The 19,363-nt window shown below is 60.3% G+C and carries 18 protein-coding genes, 1 pseudogene and 1 riboswitch; of the genes and pseudogenes, 12 read left to right on the forward strand and 7 right to left on the reverse strand.

Translation table 11 applies throughout. The features are described from left to right. The first annotated feature begins 11 nt into the window (after window positions 1–11). A complete protein-coding gene (locus DOU54_RS16245) occupies window positions 12–638 on the forward strand; it encodes a dual specificity protein phosphatase family protein (RefSeq protein WP_006698657.1) in 627 nt (208 codons plus the stop codon). Between the two features lie 114 nt (window positions 639–752). Here the strand turns inward: DOU54_RS16245 and DOU54_RS16250 are convergent, their stop codons facing one another. The 6 genes from DOU54_RS16250 to argE form a co-directional block, all read right to left on the reverse strand. Continuing rightward, window positions 753–2,210: an NAD-dependent succinate-semialdehyde dehydrogenase gene (locus tag DOU54_RS16250; RefSeq protein WP_113731634.1), complete on the reverse strand. Its 1,458-nt coding sequence runs from the start codon at window positions 2,208–2,210 to the stop codon at window positions 753–755. Window positions 2,211–2,225: 15 nt separating this feature from the next. Continuing rightward, entirely contained in the window at window positions 2,226–3,269 is a 1,044-nt protein-coding gene (locus DOU54_RS16255) for a tartrate dehydrogenase (RefSeq protein ID WP_113731635.1), read from the reverse strand. 13 nt (window positions 3,270–3,282) lie between these two features. Beyond that, window positions 3,283–4,746, reverse strand: coding sequence for an aldehyde dehydrogenase family protein (locus DOU54_RS16260; RefSeq protein WP_034498365.1), 1,464 nt, complete (start codon window positions 4,744–4,746; stop codon window positions 3,283–3,285). Window positions 4,747–4,938: 192 nt separating this feature from the next. After that, complete coding sequence (locus DOU54_RS16265; protein ID WP_113731636.1) at window positions 4,939–5,295, reverse strand: cupin domain-containing protein; 357 nt, start codon at window positions 5,293–5,295, stop codon at window positions 4,939–4,941. A 30-nt stretch (window positions 5,296–5,325) separates the two neighbouring features. After that, entirely contained in the window at window positions 5,326–6,249 is a 924-nt protein-coding gene (locus DOU54_RS16270) for a 2-hydroxyacid dehydrogenase (RefSeq protein ID WP_113731637.1), read from the reverse strand. Window positions 6,250–6,270: 21 nt separating this feature from the next. Next, window positions 6,271–7,395, reverse strand: a complete 1,125-nt coding sequence (gene argE / locus DOU54_RS16275) for an acetylornithine deacetylase (protein WP_113731638.1) — start codon at window positions 7,393–7,395, stop codon at window positions 6,271–6,273. Between the two features lie 224 nt (window positions 7,396–7,619). On the opposite strand from argE, the gene DOU54_RS16280 reads away from it, so the two are divergent. The 5 genes from DOU54_RS16280 (at window position 7,620) to DOU54_RS16300 (ending at window position 12,316) form a co-directional block, all read left to right on the forward strand. Next, window positions 7,620–8,498 carry a GNAT family N-acetyltransferase gene (locus DOU54_RS16280; protein WP_004438306.1) on the forward strand — a complete coding sequence of 293 codons (879 nt, stop codon included), beginning with the start codon at window positions 7,620–7,622 and terminating at the stop codon, window positions 8,496–8,498. A gap of 125 nt (window positions 8,499–8,623) precedes the next feature. Beyond that, window positions 8,624–8,857, forward strand: a riboswitch (cobalamin riboswitch). A gap of 159 nt (window positions 8,858–9,016) precedes the next feature. Further along, the gene (locus tag DOU54_RS16285) at window positions 9,017–10,048 is read left to right on the forward strand and encodes an ABC transporter substrate-binding protein (RefSeq protein WP_112636668.1); all 1,032 of its coding nucleotides are present in this window, start codon (window positions 9,017–9,019) and stop codon (window positions 10,046–10,048) included. Next, window positions 10,045–11,073: a FecCD family ABC transporter permease gene (locus DOU54_RS16290; protein ID WP_004438311.1), complete on the forward strand. Its 1,029-nt coding sequence runs from the start codon at window positions 10,045–10,047 to the stop codon at window positions 11,071–11,073. The genes DOU54_RS16285 and DOU54_RS16290 overlap by 4 nt, the downstream gene beginning before the upstream one ends. Beyond that, on the forward strand, window positions 11,070–11,867 hold the full coding sequence (locus tag DOU54_RS16295; RefSeq protein ID WP_113731639.1) for an ABC transporter ATP-binding protein: 798 nt from the start codon (window positions 11,070–11,072) through the stop codon (window positions 11,865–11,867). Before DOU54_RS16290 ends, DOU54_RS16295 begins: the two co-directional genes overlap by 4 nt. After that, window positions 11,864–12,316 carry a pseudoazurin gene (locus tag DOU54_RS16300; RefSeq protein WP_035208487.1) on the forward strand — a complete coding sequence of 151 codons (453 nt, stop codon included), beginning with the start codon at window positions 11,864–11,866 and terminating at the stop codon, window positions 12,314–12,316. Before DOU54_RS16295 ends, DOU54_RS16300 begins: the two co-directional genes overlap by 4 nt. A gap of 144 nt (window positions 12,317–12,460) precedes the next feature. Here the strand turns inward: DOU54_RS16300 and DOU54_RS16305 are convergent, their stop codons facing one another. Continuing rightward, complete coding sequence (locus tag DOU54_RS16305; RefSeq protein ID WP_077986430.1) at window positions 12,461–13,285, reverse strand: class I SAM-dependent methyltransferase; 825 nt, start codon at window positions 13,283–13,285, stop codon at window positions 12,461–12,463. A 113-nt stretch (window positions 13,286–13,398) separates the two neighbouring features. Here DOU54_RS16305 and DOU54_RS16310 point away from each other — a divergent pair, with 113 nt between their 5' ends. From DOU54_RS16310 to DOU54_RS16335, 6 genes and pseudogenes are all read left to right on the forward strand, one after another. Beyond that, entirely contained in the window at window positions 13,399–14,532 is a 1,134-nt protein-coding gene (locus DOU54_RS16310; RefSeq protein ID WP_113731640.1) for an ABC transporter substrate-binding protein, read from the forward strand. Window positions 14,533–14,630: 98 nt separating this feature from the next. Beyond that, entirely contained in the window at window positions 14,631–15,770 is a 1,140-nt protein-coding gene (locus DOU54_RS16315) for an ABC transporter substrate-binding protein (RefSeq protein ID WP_112555515.1), read from the forward strand. Then, complete coding sequence (locus DOU54_RS16320) at window positions 15,767–16,834, forward strand: FecCD family ABC transporter permease (protein ID WP_113731641.1); 1,068 nt, start codon at window positions 15,767–15,769, stop codon at window positions 16,832–16,834. The genes DOU54_RS16315 and DOU54_RS16320 overlap by 4 nt, the downstream gene beginning before the upstream one ends. Further along, on the forward strand, window positions 16,828–17,580 hold the full coding sequence (locus DOU54_RS16325) for an ABC transporter ATP-binding protein (protein WP_004438328.1): 753 nt from the start codon (window positions 16,828–16,830) through the stop codon (window positions 17,578–17,580). The genes DOU54_RS16320 and DOU54_RS16325 overlap by 7 nt, the downstream gene beginning before the upstream one ends. An 86-nt stretch (window positions 17,581–17,666) precedes the next feature. Beyond that, window positions 17,667–17,865 (forward strand): annotated as a pseudogene (locus tag DOU54_RS16330) (hypothetical protein); the annotation flags it as partial. Window positions 17,866–17,879: 14 nt separating this feature from the next. After that, window positions 17,880–19,363: type I secretion system permease/ATPase (locus tag DOU54_RS16335; RefSeq protein ID WP_286079928.1), on the forward strand; the 1,484-nt coding region annotated here is incomplete at its 3' end.

Genomic DNA, 19,363 nt, shown 5'->3' on the forward strand with positions numbered 1-19,363 from the left:
GGAGACATGACATGCCGCAACCGCAACAGACCATAGCCCGAGAGCAGGAGAGCGGCGAACTGCCGAAGCTCAGCCGCATCTATGAACGGCATCCGCTTTATGGTGTCGATCTTTTCATTTCGGGCAAAGAGGGTGCGAGCGACCTCAATCTTCTGCGTCAAAACGGCATTACCACCGTAGTCAATTGCGCCGTCAATCTGGACTTCAATTTCGTGGAGCAGTCCGATGTGGTTTCAGATCATGAAGGCAGCGTCTATGGGCCGGGCGAAATCCGATATTACAAGATCGGTCTGATCGACGGGGCCGGGAATCCTGATACCCAAATGGTGGCAGCCCATTATATTCTGCGGGCGGCGCTGGAGCAGATTCTGCCGGAAAAACCATCTTACCCCCGCCGGGAGCGCGGCAATGTACTCATCAATTGCCGGGGCGGCCGTTCCCGCTCTGTCGCCGTCGTCGCGCTCTTCCTCCATCTCACACTGCCAGCGGAGTTTCCGACCCTGGACGACGCGATAAGCTTCGTTCGTCTGAAACGAGAACTGCCGGAAAATGAGTGGTATAAGGCTCCGAAACCCGTCCTGGCCGAAGCCGCCCGCCGGGCTGCCGGCTGGATCGCGATGATCGACGCGGCCCACTGAAGAAGGCGCTCATTCGGGCCGCGCTTCCATTCCGCACAGGCATCTCGTTTCTTGTCGATCTGCAAAAAAGAAGGGTCGCTGGGCGACCCTTTAGTCGGGGATGGGAAAGAAGTATCAGGCAAGTCCGCCGATATGGAACGTCTTTATTTCCAGATATTCTTCGATGCCGACCTGCGCGCCTTCGCGGCCAAGGCCGGATTGCTTGACCCCGCCAAAAGGCGCGACCTCGGTGGAAATCGCGCCGGTGTTGAGGCCCACCATTCCGAATTCCAGCGCTTCACCCACGCGCCAGGCGCGTCTGAGGCTTTCAGTGTAGAAGTAGGCCGCAAGCCCAAACGGGGTACCGTTGGCGATGGCGATCGCCTCTTCTTCCGTTTCAAAACGGAAGAGGGGAGCGACCGGGCCGAAGGTCTCTTCGCTTGCCAGACGCATGCCGGTCGTTGCGCCGATCAGCACAATGGGGGCGGTGTATTGCGGACCTTCCGGTAGAGGGCGGGGTCTGGTGATGATCTTCGCACCTTTGGCCACGGCATCTTCCACATGGGCGCGGATCTTCGTTATGGCCGGCTCATTGATCATCGGGCCGATGGACACACCGGCCTCCGTTCCGGGACCGACCCGCATGGCATCAACGCGATCCGCCAGTTTTTTTGCAAAGGCGTCATAAACGCCTGCCTGAACGAGAATACGGTTGGCGCAGACGCAGGTCTGCCCACCATTGCGGAACTTCGAAACGAGCGCGCCTTCCACGGCCAGATCGAGATCGGCATCGTCGAAAACGATGAAGGGCGCGTTGCCGCCCAGTTCCAGCGAGAGCCGCTTTACACTGTCGGCAGCGCCTCGCATCAGGAGTGAGCCAACGCGGGTTGAGCCCGTGAAGGAAATTTTCCGCACCGTCTCATTCGCCATGATTTCGTTGCCGATATCGGTCGGCATGCCGGTCACGATGTTGATGACACCAGCGGGAATACCGGCCCGTTCGGCGAGAACACCGAGCGCCAGTGCCGAATAGGGCGTGAATTCGGAAGGCTTGATGACGACGGTGCAGCCGGCGGCAAGCGCGGGTGCAACCTTGCGCGTGATCATCGCGTTCGGGAAGTTCCACGGGGTGACGATGCCGCAGACGCCGACCGGTTCTTTCAGCACCACGATGCGCCGGTCCGGTGTCGGTGAAGGGATGGTGCTGCCGCCAATACGGCGAGCTTCTTCCGCGAACCATTTGACGAAGGATGCGCCATAGCGGATTTCTCCCTTCGCCTCCTCAAGCGGCTTGCCCTGTTCCGTGGTCAGGATCAGCGCAAGATCGTCCATATGCTCGATCATCAGGGCGAACCATTTTTCGAGAAGGGCCGCCCGCTCGGCATGGGTCTTTTTTCTCCAGGGGCCGAAGGCCGCATTGGCGGCCTCCACCGCCGCCCGGGTTTCCCCTCCGCCCATATCCGGCACGCTGCCGATGACTGCCTGCGTTGCCGGGTCGATCACGTCGACCGCCTTGCCCGATGCCGCTGCCTTCCATGCGCCGCCGATCAGGCCGGCCTGGCGAAAGAGATCCCTGTCCTTCAAACCTTGCATCATCTGTCTCCGAAATCAGTCGAGCGCTACGAGAACTGCAGCCGTTATGGCGTCCGTCTCATCCCTGCCCGGCACGGTGCCGATACCCCGGCCGGTCGTCGTTTCCAGTGCGGCCATAATCCGAGCCGCGGCATTCTTTTCCCCGAGATGCTCGAGCATCATCGCCCCCGACCAGATGGCGGCGATTGGGTTCGCGATGCCGAGATGGGCGATGTCAGGCGCTGAACCGTGCACCGGCTCGAACATGGAGGGCGCGCTGCGGTCGGGATTGATATTGGCGGAGGCGGCAAATCCGAGACCGCCCTGAATGGCCGCGCCCAGGTCGGTCAGAATATCGCCGAAAAGATTGGAGGCGACGACGACATCGAGGCTTTCCGGCGCCATCACCATGCGCGCCGCCATGGCGTCGATGTGGTAGCTGGAAACCTCGACACCGGGATATTCGGCGGCGAGCCTGTGCGTTACCTCATCCCAGAACACCATCGAATATTTCTGGGCATTCGACTTGGTGATCGAGGCCAGCTTGCCGCGACGTTTCTGCGCCTGTTCGAAGCCGAAACGCAGGATGCGCTCCACGCCCGTCCGCGTGAAGATCGAGGTTTCCACGGCCACCTCATCGTCCGTGCCCTGATGCACCCGGCCACCGGCGCCGGAATATTCGCCCTCGGTATTTTCGCGAATGCAGAGGATATCGAATCCATCGGCCTTCAACGGACCTTCGACACCGGGAAGCAATCGGTGCGGTCGGATATTGGCATATTGCACGAAGGCCTTGCGGATCGGCAGCAGCAGGCCGTGCAGAGATACCGAATCCGGAACTTCGGCCGGCCAGCCTACGGCCCCGAGGAGTATGGCGTCGAAACCGCGCAGGGTCTCAATACCGTCCTTGGGCATCATCGCGCCGGTTTCCTGATAGAACGCGCAGGACCAGGGGAACTCCGTTCCTTCAAGCGCAAAACCGGAGGTTCTGGCGGCGGCGTTGAGTACCTGCCATGCGGCATGAGTGACGCTCTTGCCGATGCCGTCGCCGGGAATGAGTGCGATGCGATGCGTTTTCAAGAAATTTCCCCTGTCACAGTCCAATCAGGACGCTCTTGCTCTTGCGGTTGGCGAGATAGGCTTCCCGTCCGAGATCCTTGCCGATGCCGGAACGTTTGTAGCCGCCGGTAGGCAGAATGTGGTCGCGCGAGCGGCCGTAACGGTTGACCCAGATCGTACCCGCCTGGATGGCGCGGGACAGGCGCATGACGCGTGAGACGTCACGGCTGAAAAGACCCGCCGCCAGACCGTAGGTCGGATGATCGGAAAGCGAAAGAGCCTCTTCTTCCGTGCGGAAGGTCTGCAGCGTCAGCACCGGCCCGAAGATTTCCTCGGTCACGGCGGGGGAGGTCTGGTCGACGTTTGCGATCAGTGTCGGCTGGTAGAAATAGCCGGGGCCGTCCATGATCGCGCCACCGGTAAGGCATTCGCCGCCATGGGAGACCGCCGCCTGCACGATACCGTCGATGCGCTTGCGCTGCACCTCGGAGATAATAGGCGAATATTGCGTTGCCTCGTCCCAGGTGGGCCCGGGCTTCACCGCCTTCATGCGGGCGATGATCGCGGCGGAGAGGGCATCTGCCGCACTGTCCTCCACGAGGATGCGCGAGCCGGCCACACAGGCCTGCCCGGCATTGGAGAGAATATTGGCGGCGATGGCCGTCGCCGCCTTTTCGATATCCGCATCGGCGAAGACAATCTGTGGGCTCTTGCCACCAAGTTCCAGCGTCATGGGCTTGATCCCTGTACGGGCGATATTGGCCATGATGGCGGCTCCCGCGGCGGTGGAGCCGGTGAAGCTCACCTTGGAAATCTCGGGATGGCCGGTGATGGCGTTGCCCGTGACGGGACCGTCGCCCAGCACGATGTTGATGAGGCCGGCGGGTAACCCGGCCTTGATCGCCAGCTGCGCCATGAAAATACTGGAGAAGGGCGTCATCTCCGAAGGTTTCAGCACCACGGCATTGCCTGCCGCAAGCGCCGGGCCAAGCTTCCAGCCAGCCATGGAGACCGGAAAATTCCACGGTGTAATCGCACCCACCACGCCATAGGGCTCCGTCATGATCATGCCGAGGCTCGTGTCGTCGGTCGGCACCAGATCGCCGCCTTCCTTGTCGGCGAATTCGGCGAAGAAGCGGATTTGCTCGGCGGTCACGGCGATATCGCCGGCGATCAGTTGGCCGACCGGCCGGGTCGAGGACAGCGCCTCGATCTTTGCCAGCGTCTCGGCTTCCTGCTCTATCAGGTCAGCCCAGCGTTGCAGGACCCGGGTGCGCTCGCGCGGGCGCACCCCGCCCCAGTTGCTGCTTTTCAGTGCGGCCTTGGCCGTTTGCACCGCTTCATCCACCAGGGCTGCGTCCGCCTTGGGGCACCCGGCATATGGGGCCCCGTCCGATGGGCGGTGCATGTCGATACCGTTTTCAGCGGTGACGAGCCTGCTGCCGATGAAGTGGCCGATTGGCAGGGACAGGCTGTCTGGATCGAAGCTGAGCGTCATGGGAAATCCCCTTTGAATATGCCCTCAAAGCTAATTCCTGTCGGCAAGCGAAATCGACCGACTGCAGCCGTGGCAGTGAACGAAAATCCCGTTTTACCGTTGCCAGACAGCGCAATCTTTGGTGCGTGCTGCCTGTGGTCTCTCGCCGGTTCCCGTTGTCGCGGGCAACCTGGAAAACCGACGAGATACGCCTCATCCGTTCACTGTGACGTAGATTTTGCGCACCGTCTCAATGGTCTTCCAGACGCCGACGAAACCGGGTTTCATTACGAAACTGTCGCCCGCCGTATAACGGTGCGGTTCGCCGCCATCAGGGGTGATTTCGATGACGCCGGCCAGAATATGGCAGAACTCGAAGGTCTCACCTTTGATGGAACGGCTTTCCCCCGGTGTCGCTTCCCAAATGCCTGTCTTCACGGTTCCGTCGCGAGCTTCGTCAAGCGCCCAGGTCTTGAACGACGGGTCGCCTGCAATGAGGCGTTCTGGCAGCGCCTTGGAGGCCTTGGGCTCGAAATCGGGGTTGGTATCGATGGGCTTGAGAAGCGGCATGGTTTTTCCTTTCTGAAACAGGCGTGATGATCAATATCCGCGGCGGCGGTCGACAAGGCCGAGCAGTTGAAGACCGGACTCGTGGCGTTTGATGTTTTCGACAACGGTGCGTGCCGCGGAATGGGGCTGAGTGACGCTGGCGATATGCGGCGTCAGAAGAATTTTGGGGTGGGTCCAGAAAGGATGGTCTTCGGGCAACGGTTCGGGGTCCGTAACGTCGACCACTGCACCCGAGAGCCGGCCTTTATCGAGCGCATCGAGGAGTGCGCCGTGATCGAGCTGTCTGCCACGTCCGGCGTGAACAAGTCCCGCGCCAGCGGGTAAGAGGCTCAGGCGCTCGGCGTTGAGAAGTCCGGTGGTCTCGTCCGTCAGCGGCAGCAGGCAGATGAGGATGTCGCTGGTGGAGAGGATGGCTTTCAGCCCGTCATCGCCATGGTGGCAGGTGACGCCATCGATCTCGCGGGGCGACCGGCTCCAGCCGGCGAGCGGAAAGCCGAAAGTTCTTAACCGCTCCAGCGCTGCGACGCCCAGCATGCCGAGGCCAAGAACGCCAATCCGGCAGTCTTCTGCCTGCCGTTGCGGCAGCGCCTTCCACAACTGCTGCCGCTGCTGTTTCAGATAGGCGGGGAGATTGCGGTGAAGGGCGAGCACGCCGAGGCAGATATATTCCTGCATCATGCGGATGATCCCCTCATCCACCATGCGTACGACTTTCACCGTCTGCGGGACCGTATCGATGTGAAACTGGTCCACACCGGCCCCGATCGAAAAGAGGATTTCGAGGTTACGATAACGCGCTATATCCTCCGGCACCGTCCAGGTGATGAGGTAACGGACTGCATCGGGATCGACCTTGGAGGTATCCATTGCGAAGGGGAGATCCGGCAATTCGTCAGCCAGGGCCTGCCGGAAGATTTCGCCGCGTCTGGCGTCGGAGTTAAAGAGAAATGTCATCTGATCCGTGGTCTCGAGGGTTCATGCCGTGCAGCGCCGGCCGAGCATTTCCAGCATCGACTGGCAGGCGGAAAGTTCGCCCGCTGTTATGAATTCGTCCGGTTTATGGGCGCGGCCGATATCGCCGGGGCCGCAGATGATGGCGTCGATGCCCGCAGCCTGAAAGAGCCCGGCCTCCGTGCCATAGCTGACGGCCGCGAGACCGGGAGTGCCGGTCAGTTCCTCCAAAAGCGAGGCAAGCGGGGCCTCGGCGGGAAGCGACAGCGCCGGATAGGCGCTCATCGGCAGCCATTCGATATCGACACCTGTCGCGGTGAGCGCCTCCACGCTATGTCGTACCGGCTCCAGCAGGTCGATTGGCGAGACACCTGAAATAGCCCTTGCCTCCAGTTCGATGGCGCAATGATCGGGAATGATGTTGATCGCCTGTCCGCCGTTGACGGTACCGATCTGCAGGGAAGAGTAGGGCGGCTCGAAGGTCTTCTCTAAAGGACCCCGGGTCAACGCGTCTGCCGCCTCCACCGCCGTCGCGATGATGCCTGCCATCAGATGAATGGCGTTCACTCCCTGATCGGGCCGTGAAGAATGGCCTGACCTGCCACGGATGCTGACCCGCGCCGCGGCTTTTCCCTTGTGGGCACGCACGGAACGCAAATTGCTGGGCTCGCCGATAATGGCGCCCGCCGGTGGCGCGCACAGTTCCGGCAGGCGCGCGATGAGATGGGGAACACCGCGGCAACCTGCCTCCTCGTCGTAGGAAAAGGCGATATGCACGGGGCGCTGAAGCGTCATGCGCGAATAGGCAGGGGCTGCGGCGAGGACGGTTGCCAGAAAACCTTTCATGTCGGTCGTCCCGCGTCCGTAAAGCCTGTCGTTTTCCGTTCTCAGCCGGAAAGGATCGGAAGACCATTCCGGTTCTCCGGCGGGTACCACATCCATGTGCCCGGACAGAATGTAACCGGCCCGATCGGCTGGTCCGAAGGTGGCGAAGAGATTGGCGCGGTCTCCCTCCGGCCCCGGAATCACGGATACTCTTGCGCCATGGCTTTCCAAATATTCGGCAATCCATCCGGCAATGTCGCCATTGGCCGTTCCCACCACGGACGGAAAGGCGACGAGACGCTCAAGGATTTCGATTGCGTTCATGGTCGTCCCCGTTGGCCCGTTATGATGGCCGCATTGCTCATTGCAAAAGCTTAGAACGGCCGAAGGCGTTTATCTGCTGAAAAGCGAGGTATTTCGGTAGATTGTTGTGTCCTTCCAGTGCTTTCAGAAAATTCGTGCTGGCATGGCTCGTTATCCTCGGACGTCATGGCTTGGACGCCGGGAACGCTGGTTCCCCGCGCTGGAGGGAGTGAGAGCCGTTTGCGATGGAGCTGCTCAAAGTCGATAGTTTCGAGTTGCGGACCGTGGATATTGCCGATGTGGAGGCAGATCGTCTGCACGCCCTCTCCATGGCGGTCGGATGGCGCTATCACGCCAATGAATGGTGTTTCCTGCGGCAATGCGGTGTCGGTCTCGCTGCGCTGGACGAGATCGACCGTGTTGTCGCGACAGCGATGCTCTTTCCCTATGATCAGGGTTTCGCGACGCTCGGCATGGTCATCGTATCGCCACGTCTGCAGGGGCGTGGCGTGGCGCCCTGGCTGGTGCGGCAGCTTCTGGCAAAATACCCGTCAACCGTCTTGCGGCTGAACGCCACCGACGTTTCACGTCGTCTTTTTGCAGGGCTAGGCTTTTCCGGAGATGCGGAAAAGGTGCAGCTGTTTCGGGGCAGGGCGCGCTCCCCCGTGCAGACACCGGGGCTTGGCAGAAAGCAACGGATCGAGCCCCTCTCGGAAGATCATTTGTCGGCGGTCGTGACGATTGACCGGGTGGCTTTGGGCGTATCGAGGCGGGGCGTGCTGCAACGTCTTCTGCGCGACAATACTGGCTATGGCCTTTTCGAGGTCGATCGTTTGGTGGCTTTCGCGCTGCGCCGGGCGGCCGGGCGAGGTCACATCGTCGGTCCGGTCGTCGCAGTTGAGGAGAAAGATGCGGTCGCGCTGGTGAGTCGGCATTTTGCCGATCTGGACGATCAGCTCGTCCGTCTGGATGCCGTGCAAGACCAGGGCGTATTGACCGATTTTCTGACTCAATCCGGCCTGGTCGTGATCGAAACTCTTACCACCATGTCGAAACAGGCGCCGCAGCCTGCGGGTTCGGGTCCGGCGAGGATTTTCGCCCTTGCGGGTCCATCGCTGTGCTGAAGCGCAGTTTTGAACCGCCTCAATTCGACTGATTATGTGGTGGTCCTGTTTCGGGCGTCGCTCGACGCGATGCGTTCCGCTGCGCTGGAAACATGCTTTGATGATTGACGCACTGCCCCTTGACCCTTATGTGAGAAAGCGACGGTTCCTGCAGCCGAAAGGCGAAGGGATTAATAGGGAACACGGTGCGGGCGATGATTATCGCCCAATGCCGTGGCTGCCCCCGCAACTGTAAGCGGATTGCCGCTCATCCTCGTGACGCCGATGGCGTCATGCCACTGCATTCTCCGGAATGCGGGAAGGCAGATGAAAGGCGCAAATCCGTGAGTCAGGAGACCTGCCGTCAAAATATAAACCATCGTTACGGGCGGGGAAGCCCGGAAGAGGAGATTGTAATGTTATTTCATAACATTTGGTTTGCGTCCTGTTACCGTTCTCCGTACAAGACGTTCCGTGGTTGCTGCGCGTTCTGACGCCGCTGCTCTGGAACAAGCGATTTCATTTCGATTGGAGAACACATGTTTCATTCTGGACGCCTGCCGGTCCGCGCCGGCTTTCTCGCTGCTGCGCTTGCAGTTCTGCCCGCCGCCACCGCCAATGCCGCGGAAACGGCATATCCCTTGACAATCAAAAGCTGCGGTCACGACATCACTTTCAGGCAGCCGCCCGCCCGCGCCGTCTCCGTCGGCCAGAGCACGACTGAGGTTCTTTATCTGCTCGGGCTGGCCGACAAGGTCGTTGGCACGGCCCTGTGGATCGGCCCGGTCCTTGCGGGCTATGAGGAGGCCAATTCCAGGGTGGAGCGTCTGGCCGACAATGATCCAAGCTTCGAGGCCGTCGTCGGAAAGAGGCCGGACCTCGTCACAACGCAGTTCCAGTGGCAGATCGGCCCCGAGGGCGTTGTCGGTACGCCGGCGCAATTCGCCGAACTCGGCATTCCTGTTTACACCTCGCCGGCAGATTGCGTGGGCAAGGACAATTCCGGGGGCGGCGACGGCGTGCGCAAGACCGGCTTCACAATGGATTTGATCTATCAGGAAATCCGCGACCTTGCGCAGATTTTCAACGTCCAGGATCGCGGCGAAGAAGTGGTCAATGATCTCAAGAAAAGGGAAGAGGCTGCCCGCGCAAAGATTGCTTCCGCAAACGGCAAGCTTTCCGCCGTCTTCTGGTTCTCCAGCGCGGAACTGGATATCGATCCCTATGTGGCGGGCCGCAACGGCGCGCCCGGCTACATCATGTCGGCGCTCGGCCTGAAGAATGTGATCGAGAGCGACGAAGAATGGCCAACGGTCGGTTGGGAAACCATCGCCAAGGCCAATCCTTCGGTGATTGTGGCCGGAAAGATGGACCGCCGCCGTTTCCCGGCTGACGACATCGCCGTCAAGCAGAAATTCCTCGCAACCGATCCCGTGGCCAGCATCATGCCAGCTGTCAAGGAAGGTCACGTCTTCGAGATGGACGCCCAGGCGATGAACCCGACCATCCGGACGATCGAAGGCATTGAAACGCTGGCTGAGGCAATTTCGGCTGCCGGTCTCGCCAAGTGAGCGGGTTTTCAATCCATCTCGGCAGAGGAGGGCTGGTTTTTGCCGCGCTCGCCCTGCTGCTCGGCGCGCTGATGGCCGGGGCGGCCATCGGCGAAACCGCCATTCCATTCGATGTGGTGGCGAAAACCATCGCCAACCGGGTGTTTGACGCCGGTTATCCGCTGGAGCCGCTGGATGAGGGAATTGTGTGGAGCTATCGTCTCAGCCGCGCCGTCGTGGCCGCCTGCTGCGGGGCTTCACTGGCGCTTGCCGGCGCGGTTCTGCAATCGCTGCTGCGCAACCCGCTTGCCGACCCCTATATCCTCGGTATTTCCGCGGGCGCCTCCACCGGAGCGGTGGGCGTGGCCCTTCTCGGCTTTGGGGCGGGCTTTCTGACAATGCCGGCGGGGGCACTGATCGGTGCCTTCGTCGCATTCTCGCTTGTCAGTCTTCTGGCGGTGCGTGCAGGGCACGGCAACAGTGCCATCATCCTGGCCGGTGTGGCCGGTTCGCAACTGTTCAATGCCATGACGTCCTTCATCGTCACCAAATCCGCCAATGCCGAACAGGCGCGCGGTATCATGTTCTGGCTGCTGGGGAACCTCTCGGGCGTGCGCTGGCCGGATGTGTGGCTGGCCCTGCCGGTCAGTGTTGCCGGTCTTGCGGTTTGCCTCTGGCACGCCCGGGCGCTTGATGCTTTTGCCTTCGGCGGGCAGGCGGCCGCCTCGCTCGGCATTCCGGTGCGGCGGACCTATGCAGTACTGATCTCGGTTTCGGCGATCATGACGGCGGTGATGGTCTCGCTGGTCGGGTCCATCGGCTTTGTCGGCCTCGTCATTCCCCATGCGGCACGCATCTTCGTCGGCGTCCGCCATGGACTGCTGCTGCCGGTGACAGCATTGACCGGTGCGGTATTCATGATCATCGCCGATATTTTCTCCCGCATTGTCATTCCCGGGCAGGTGCTGCCCATCGGCGTTATCACCGCGCTTGTCGGCGCGCCCGCCTTCGCCTTCATCCTCGGACAGAAGAGGGGACGTTCGTGAAGCTATCCGCTCATGACCTGAAATTTCGCGCAGGCAATATCGACATCGTACGCGGTGTCTCGCTCGATGTCGGTTCCGGAGAGTTTCTCGGCATAATCGGCCCGAATGGGTCCGGTAAAAGCACGCTGCTCTCCATGCTGGCCGGCATCCGCAAGCCGCGCCAGGGTCACGTCATGCTCGGCGGCGATCCGCTCGCCTCCCTCGGACGGCGTGAACTCGCTCGCCGGCTGGCTTTTGTGGAGCAGCAGGCCGAAACCACCGAGCGCATCACGGCACGACAGGCGGTGGAATTGGGGCGCACGCCCTATCTCGGTCCACTTTCGGCGTGGTCTGCGCATGACGACGCGATCGTCGAGGCCGCGCTCGATAATGTCGACATGGCCGACAAGGCGGAGCGCAGCTGGCACCACCTTTCCGGTGGTGAGCGCCAGCGACTGCATATCGCCCGCGCATTGGCGCAGGAGCCCAATATTCTGCTGCTGGACGAGCCGACCAATCACCTCGACATCGGCCACCAGATCGGCTTGCTCGATCTGGTGCGCCGGCAGGGATTGACCGTTGTGGCGGCCCTTCATGATCTCAATCACGCCGCCATGTTCTGCGACCGCATCGCCATTATGCATCGCGGTGAGATGATCGCCATCGGCGCGCCGCGCGAAGTCCTGACGCCGGCAACGGTAGCGTCCGTCTTCGGAGTGGAATGCGTTGTGACGGTTGATGGAAGCGGCTTTTCGCACATTCGTTTTCTGCCGGCCCACGGACGGGCCGATCATGCAAGAAAGGTCATGGCATGATGAAATTGCTGAGGCTTGCAAGAGTTGCAGGCGTTGCCCTCCTCATGGGGTCGGGTTTATCCGTACATGCCTCGGCAGAAACGTTCGAGGTGAAAATGCTGAACAGGGGCGAGAAGGGCCCAATGGTGTTCGAGCCCGATTTTCTGGAGATCACCGCCGGTGATCGCGTCCGCTTCGTGCCGACCCACAAGAGTCACAATGCCGCGACCGTTGAGGGGATGGTTCCCGAAGGGGTGGAAGGTTTCAAAAGCCGGATCAATGATGAATTCGAGACCGGTTTCGACAAGCCGGGTTTCTACGGTATCAAATGTTCACCGCATTATGGCATGGGCATGGTCATGCTGATCAAGGTCGGCGATGCGACCCTGCCGCAGAGCTACCGGACGGTCGATATGCCGGCTCGGGCAAAACCGCGCTTCGAGGAACTTTTCGAGCGCGCGGAAAAATGAGGTGCCGGTCAGTCCGTGCAACAGGGCAGGGAATGATCCGCCCCCCAGTCACCGTTGCGGATTGGTGATCAGAAGACCGTCTTCTACGGTCAGGGACTTGACGCTCTAGATCTTTCGATCTGGCCTGAGGACACAGACGGAGCTTCAGGTTTTGCCTGTGATGTCCGGCTTCACCGCGCAGACTGCATAACGATGCTGCAGCCCCCGGAGTATACCTTTCAGCAGGCTAAAATTTTTCGCCTGGGCGCGGTGAATGGCCTGGAGTTCCTGATCGATTGCAACAGGTTGGAAACCCGTCTGTCGCAGAAGCGCTGCAACTTCGCCGGCTCTCGCACCGTTTGAAAAATAGACACGCGACAGGATGCTGGTGAAGGTGTTTTCCGGATCCGCTGGCTTGTGCGGCTGATCCTGTTTGACCAATCCCAAGCCTTCGAGACCTGCCGCAAGTTTCTTTACCAGTTTTTCGCGCCAGCTGGTATTCACGAAATCGCCATCCACGATCAGCAGGCGTCCACCCGGTTTCAGCACTCGGAACCACTCCGCGAAACTTGCCCGTGGATCGACCAGCGTCCAGACCAGATGGCGGGTGATGATGACATCGGCGCTCTCATCCGGCTCCATCGTGTTTTCGGCATCGCCGACGAAGAAACGGATACTACGCCCACGGCTTTTTGCTTTTTCACGGGCAAGCGCCAGCATTGTTTCGGACCAGTCCATGCCGGTAACCTGAAATCCCAGATCGTCCATGAGGTGAGAGATGACGCCGGTGCCGCTGGCAAGATCGAGCGCGCTGCGCCCCTCACCCGGACCAAGATGTTTCAAGATCAGCGCGTGCCACGCCTCTCGCTCCTCTTCGGAGAAAATTTCATGGCCGGGGGACAGGTCGAAAGTCGCGGCGCGGCCGGACCAGTAGGCTTTGATTTCGTCTCTCAGGCTGTCGTTTTTGCCATATTCTATGGTGTCGATCATTGGTCTTCAGCTCATGTACCGGTCAGTTAAGAATGGCTCTAAAACATAAATGTTGACTAGTACAGTCAGAAAATAATACAGCCGCGCCAGTTAACACTGGAGAGCAATATCCGATGCGCATCTCAGCCAAATCTGCGGCATTTGCCCTTGGCCTTCTCGTATCTGCCGCATGGCCGGCATTGGCCGAAAAGGTCACCGTCAAGGATGTGACCGGCCGGGATGTCGAAGTCAACGTTCCCGTTTCGCACGTCATTCTCGGCGAAGGCCGGCAAATTTACTTCCTGGCGGCGCTCGACAAGGAAAACCCTTTCCAGCACGTGGTCGGCTGGCGTGACGATCTGTCGAAGGCCGATCCGGAAACCTACGACGCCTATCTCGCCAAATACCCCGATATCGCCAAGCTGCCGACTTTCGGCGGCATGAAGGATGGCACCTTCGATGTCGAGCAGGCCGTTGCCCTGAAGCCCGACGTCATTCTGATGAACATCGACGCGAAGACGGCGACCGAAGAGGCAGGTTACATCGAAAAGCTCGCAAAGGTCGGCATTCCGCTGGTCTATGTCGACTTCCGCGAAAAGCCGATGGAAAACACCGAGCCGAGCATGCGTCTGATGGGCAAGCTGATCGGCAAGGAAAAAATCGCGGAAGACTTCATCACGTTCCGGGCGGAATCCATCGCGAAGGTAACGGACACGCTTGAAAAGGCAAATCCGAAGAAACCTGTTGTGTTCATGGAGCGTGCCGGCGGTTACTCCGACGATTGCTGCATGTCTTTCGGCAACGAGAATTTTGGCAAGATGGTGGAGCTGGCGGGCGGCATCAACATGGCCAAGGATATTATTCCGGGCACCTTCGGCACCGTCAATCCTGAGCAGATCATCGCTTCCAACCCGGAGCAGATCATCATCACCGGCGGCAACTGGAACGGTTATGTTCCCGGCGGCAACTGGGTCGGCGTCGGTTACGGCGCGGATGTGAAGGAGGCCCGTCGCAAGCTGGAAAACCTGACCAAACGCCCGGCTTTCACAGGCGTCCAGGCCGTGAAGGATGGCAATGTCCACGCCACCTGGCACCAGTTCTATAACAATCCCTATCAGTTCGTGGCCATTCAGGAAATCGCCAAGTGGCTGCACCCTGATCTCTTCAAGGATCTCGATCCCGAAGCCACGTTCAAGGAACTTCACGCCCGCTTCCTGCCGCTTGACTACAAGCCCGGCTACTTCGTTTCGCTGAAGGATGGGAAATAAGACAGGGACGGTGAAGGAGGAGCGCCGGTCCACTCGATGGATGAAGCCGCAGCCACGCGGCTTCATCGTTTTGTTTTGAACTTGATGAGGACCTTCTCATGCGGCTCAGCGCCCTCAGGCATCTTGCGATGCTGGCCTTCTCCCTTCTCGCCGTCCCGGCTCATGCCGGGGAGATCACCGATGTCACCGGACGCAAGATCGAGCTGGACCTGCCGGTCAAGCGTGTCCTCGTTGGCGAGGCGCGTCAGGTTCACGTCATCGCGGTGCTGAAGGGCGACCAGACTTTCGATACTATTGTTGGGTGGCGTGACGACCTGCTCAAGAAGGACCCGGACAGCTACGCCGCCTACGTCGAGCGTTTCCCCGAGATCGAGAAACTACCACGCTTCGGTTACGTGCCACAGGGGGATTTCAGCCTCGAGTCGGCCATCACGCTTTCGCCTGATGTCATCACACTCAATCTCGAAGCGGAGAAATCAGCCAAGGAAAGCGGTTTCGAAGAAAAAGCCGAAGCTGCCGGTATCAAGGTCGTCTATCTCGATTTTCGCATCGATCCCGAAAAGAACAGTGAAGCCTCGGTCGAAATCCTCGGCAAACTCTTCGGCGCCGAAGAGCGCGCGAAGGAGTTCATCGCCTATCGCCGTGCCGAAATCGCGCGTGTGACCGACCGGCTCGCCAGCGTCAAGGACTTGAAGCGCCCTAACGTCTTCATTGAGCGTTCGCCCGGCATTTCTGGTGAAAACAACTGCTGCCGCACTTTTGGCCCGGCCAATTTCGGCGCCATGGTCGATCTCGCCGGTGGTCGCAATATTGCGGATGGCATCATCAAGACGACCTTTGGCGACCTCAATCCCGAACAACTCGTCGTTGCCGATCCCGAGCACGTGATTGTCACAGGTTCGAACTGGGCGGCTGAATCCGACATCAATCAGTTCGTTCCCGTAGGACGCGGTGCGGATATGGCTCTTTCCCGTGAGCGACTGGCCAACCTGATGAAGCGCACGCCGTTTCCGGAACTGACGGCGGTCAAGCAAGGCAACGTGCACGCCGTCTGGCACCAGTTCTATGGTGCGCCTTACGAGTTTTTCCCGATCCAGCAATTCGCCAAGTGGTTTCACCCGGACCTCTTCGCCGATCTCGATCCGGAAAAGAATTTCGAGGAGTTTCACCGGAAATTCCTTCCCGTCACCTACAAGCCCGGCTATTTCGCCTCGCTCGAAAAAGGTTTGAACCAATGAGTTCGCTGAATGAAAGCGCCGTTGGCGTCAGCGGGCGCGATCAATATCGCGCCCTTGCCGCGCGCAGGATCGTCATCCTCTTCGGGCTTTTCATCGCCCTGTGTTTCAGCATGGCCGCAGACATGGCGCTCGGTCCGGCTCGCTACACCCTCTCCGACGTGCTTGCGACCATCGCCGATCCGGCTGCGGTGGGAAACCAGCTGCGTGTGGTCATCTGGGACATCCGCATGCCGATCGCGCTGATGGCGGTCACCGTGGGCGCGTCCCTTTCGGTGGCGGGCGCTCAGATGCAGACCATCCTGTCGAACCCGCTCGCCAGTCCGTTCACGCTCGGCATCTCGGCCGCCGCAAGCTTCGGTGCGGCGCTGGCGCTCGTCGGCGGGGTGGCGATCTTTCCGGGCGCCGTGCACTACATGGTGCCGATCAATGCCTTCATCATGGCAATGGTAGCGGCCCTCTTCATCCATTTCGCGTCGACCCTTCGCGGTGTGACGGTTGAAACGATCGTGCTGCTTGGCATCGCACTTGTCTTCACCTTCAATGCGGCGCTGTCGCTGCTCGAATACCTCGCTTCCGAACAGGCTCTTGCCGCCGTCGTCTTCTGGACCATGGGCAGCCTGACGAAGGCGACCTGGGACAAGGTCTATGTCACCGCCGCCATTCTTCTCGTTACCGTGCCGATGTTCATGCGCAATGCCTGGGCGCTGACGGCGCTCAGACTCGGCGATGACAAGGCGGCCAGCATGGGCATCAATGTGCGCCGTCTGCGGCTGCAGACGATGCTGACGGTCAGCCTGCTGGCCGCCATTCCGGTTTCTTTCGTCGGCACAATCGGTTTTGTCGGGCTGGTGGGGCCGCACATCGCCCGCATGCTGGTGGGTGAAGATCAGCGCTTCTTCCTGCCGGGTTCGGTGATCTGCGGAGCATTGCTGTTGTCTGCAACCTCGGTCATCAGCAAGATACTCATTCCCGGCGCTGTTCTGCCGATCGGCGTCATCACGGCGCTGGTGGGCGTACCTTTCTTTTTCGCGCTTATTTTCGGTAACAGGAGACGCGCATGGTAGCCCTCGCATTGAAGGATGTTGGCGCCGCCTATGGGCGCACCACGGTTCTCTCCAAGGTGGGCATCGATACGCTCGAAAGCGGTAGCGTGACGGCGGTGATCGGCCCGAATGCCGCCGGCAAGTCGACGCTTTTCAAGCGCATCGCCAGCCTGATCTCCGGTCCCGGGCTGGTGGAACTTTCCGATACCGCCCGTGGAGACCGCGCCATCTGCTACATGCCGCAGGACACCGGCGCAAACGCGGTACTGACGGTCTATGAATCCGTTCTGCTTTCCGCCAAGCAGGGCGGCGGCTGGCGCGTTCAGGATCATGAGCTGTTCGAGATCGACGCCATTCTCAAGGCGCTGAAAATCCATGACCTTGCCTTCCGCGGGCTTGGCGAATTGTCAGGCGGCCAGCGCCAGCTGGTCTCGCTGGCACAGGCGCTTGCCCGCAAGCCGGAGGTGCTGCTGATGGATGAGCCGACTTCAGCACTCGATCTCCACCGGCAGATCGAGGTTCTGGGCTTCGTCACCGAACTCGCGCAGAAGACAGGCATGATCGTTCTGATTGCTCTGCATGATCTCAACCACGCGCTGCGCTACTGCGAGAAGACGATGGTGATCGCACAGGGCGAAATGGTGGTGAGCGGCAGCACGGAAGCGGTGATAACATCCGACATGCTGCGCGAAATCTATCGCATCGATGCACGTATCGAACCCTGCTCGCAGGGCAGGCCGATGGTCATCGTCGACGGGGCAATCTGACGATGGAAGAACCTGGCTGCAAAAATTGCCGGGTTCCCTGATAACTCGGGCCATGGGCCCGCGTCGGCGCACTAATTCTCGATGATGAGGATGGTACGGACAAGCTCGATGTATCCGCCTGGGGCGCAACATCGGTGGACGATTTGTTGTGGTATGATGATAATGGAAATGCCGTTATCCTCTCGGCCAGACACGTCCGTCTCCGTCACGCTGAACGGGGTCGATGTCAATGTACTCGACGCATCGGACTTCATTTTCGCCAGCGCATCGGCGCTTGCCGCGTAAAGGAAAAACCGGCTGTGGGCTTTCAAAACCAGCAGCAGACACCGCCGCAGTCCCTCACTGCGGCGGTCGTTTCGCCCCTCAAGACTACGTTTTTCGGCCTCACGCTCGTCAGCGGTGTCGTCAACATATTGGCGCTGACGTCGCCGCTTTTCATGTTGCAGATCTATGACCGGGTACTGGCAAGCGGCAGTCTGCCGACCCTGGTCGGGCTCGCGCTTCTTGCTCTCGGGCTTTATGGTTTCCAGTGCCTGCTCGATATCATCCGTGCCCGTGTCCTGATCCGTATCGGCGAAGACTTCGACTTGCGCTACTGCCGCAGAGTGCATGACGCCGTGGTGCGCCTGCCGCTCGTCAACCGCATGCCGGGTGACGGCCTTCAGCCGCTGCGTGATCTCGACAATGTACGCGGCTTTTTATCCGGCACGGGTCCGACTGCCTTTTTCGACCTGCCGTGGATGCCGCTTTATCTCGGCATATGTTTCCTGTTCCATTTCTGGATCGGTGTAACGGCGCTCGCCGGCGCTGTGCTGCTGGTCTCGCTCACAATTTTCACCAATATCTTTTCTCAAAAACCAATCCGCGACACCATGGTGGAAAACGTGGTCCGCAACCGGCAGCTGGAGGCCTCCCGCCGCAACGCAGAGGTGGTGCAGGCCATGGGGCTTGGTGGCCGGCTCGGTAAACGCTGGCAAAATTCCAACGCGGCCTATCTCGCCGCCAATCGCAGGGCGGGCGATGTGGCAGGCGGCCTCGGCAATATCGCAAAATCGCTTCGGGCCGTTCTACAATCGGCAATTCTTGCTGTCGGCGCTTGGCTCGTCATCGAGCAGGAAGCCTCCGGCGGCGTGATGATCGCCAGTTCGATCATGATGGGCCGGGCACTGGCGCCTGTCGATCTCGCCATTTCCAACTGGAGGTCCTTCGCGGCGGCCCGGCAGAGCTGGGCACGGCTGAGAGAGCTTTTTTCGCAAATGCCGGCCGATGCCGCTGCCATGGCCCTGCCGAAGCCAGAGAAGGAATTACGGGTCGAGAATGTCACCATCGTTCCGCCGGGCGGAAAAAAGCCCATCGTTGCTGGGCTCGGTTTCGTCGTGACAGCGGGAAACGCGCTCGGCATCATCGGTCCGTCAGGTTCGGGCAAATCGACGCTATCGCGCATTCTCACCGGCGCGTGGATGCCTGCCGCCGGCAAGGTGCGGCTCGATGGCGCAAGCTTCGATCAGTGGGACCGGGAAGCGCTTGGCCGCCACATCGGTTATCTGCCGCAGGGCGTGGAACTTTTTGAAGGCACCATCGGGGAGAATATCGCCCGTTTCGCGGACAACCCAGATCCCGAAGCCATCATCGCTGCAGCTAGGGCTGCCGGCGCACATGAGCTGATCCTGCGTTTCGAAAAGGGGTATGACAGCGATATAGGCGAGGCGGGTTCAGCTCTCTCGGCCGGGCAGCGCCAGCGCATCGGTCTGGCCCGCGCTCTTTATGGCAATCCCTTTATCGT

It is taken from the genome of Agrobacterium sp. MS2, from assembly GCF_003261015.1.
Classification (GTDB): domain Bacteria; phylum Pseudomonadota; class Alphaproteobacteria; order Rhizobiales; family Rhizobiaceae; genus Agrobacterium; species Agrobacterium pusense.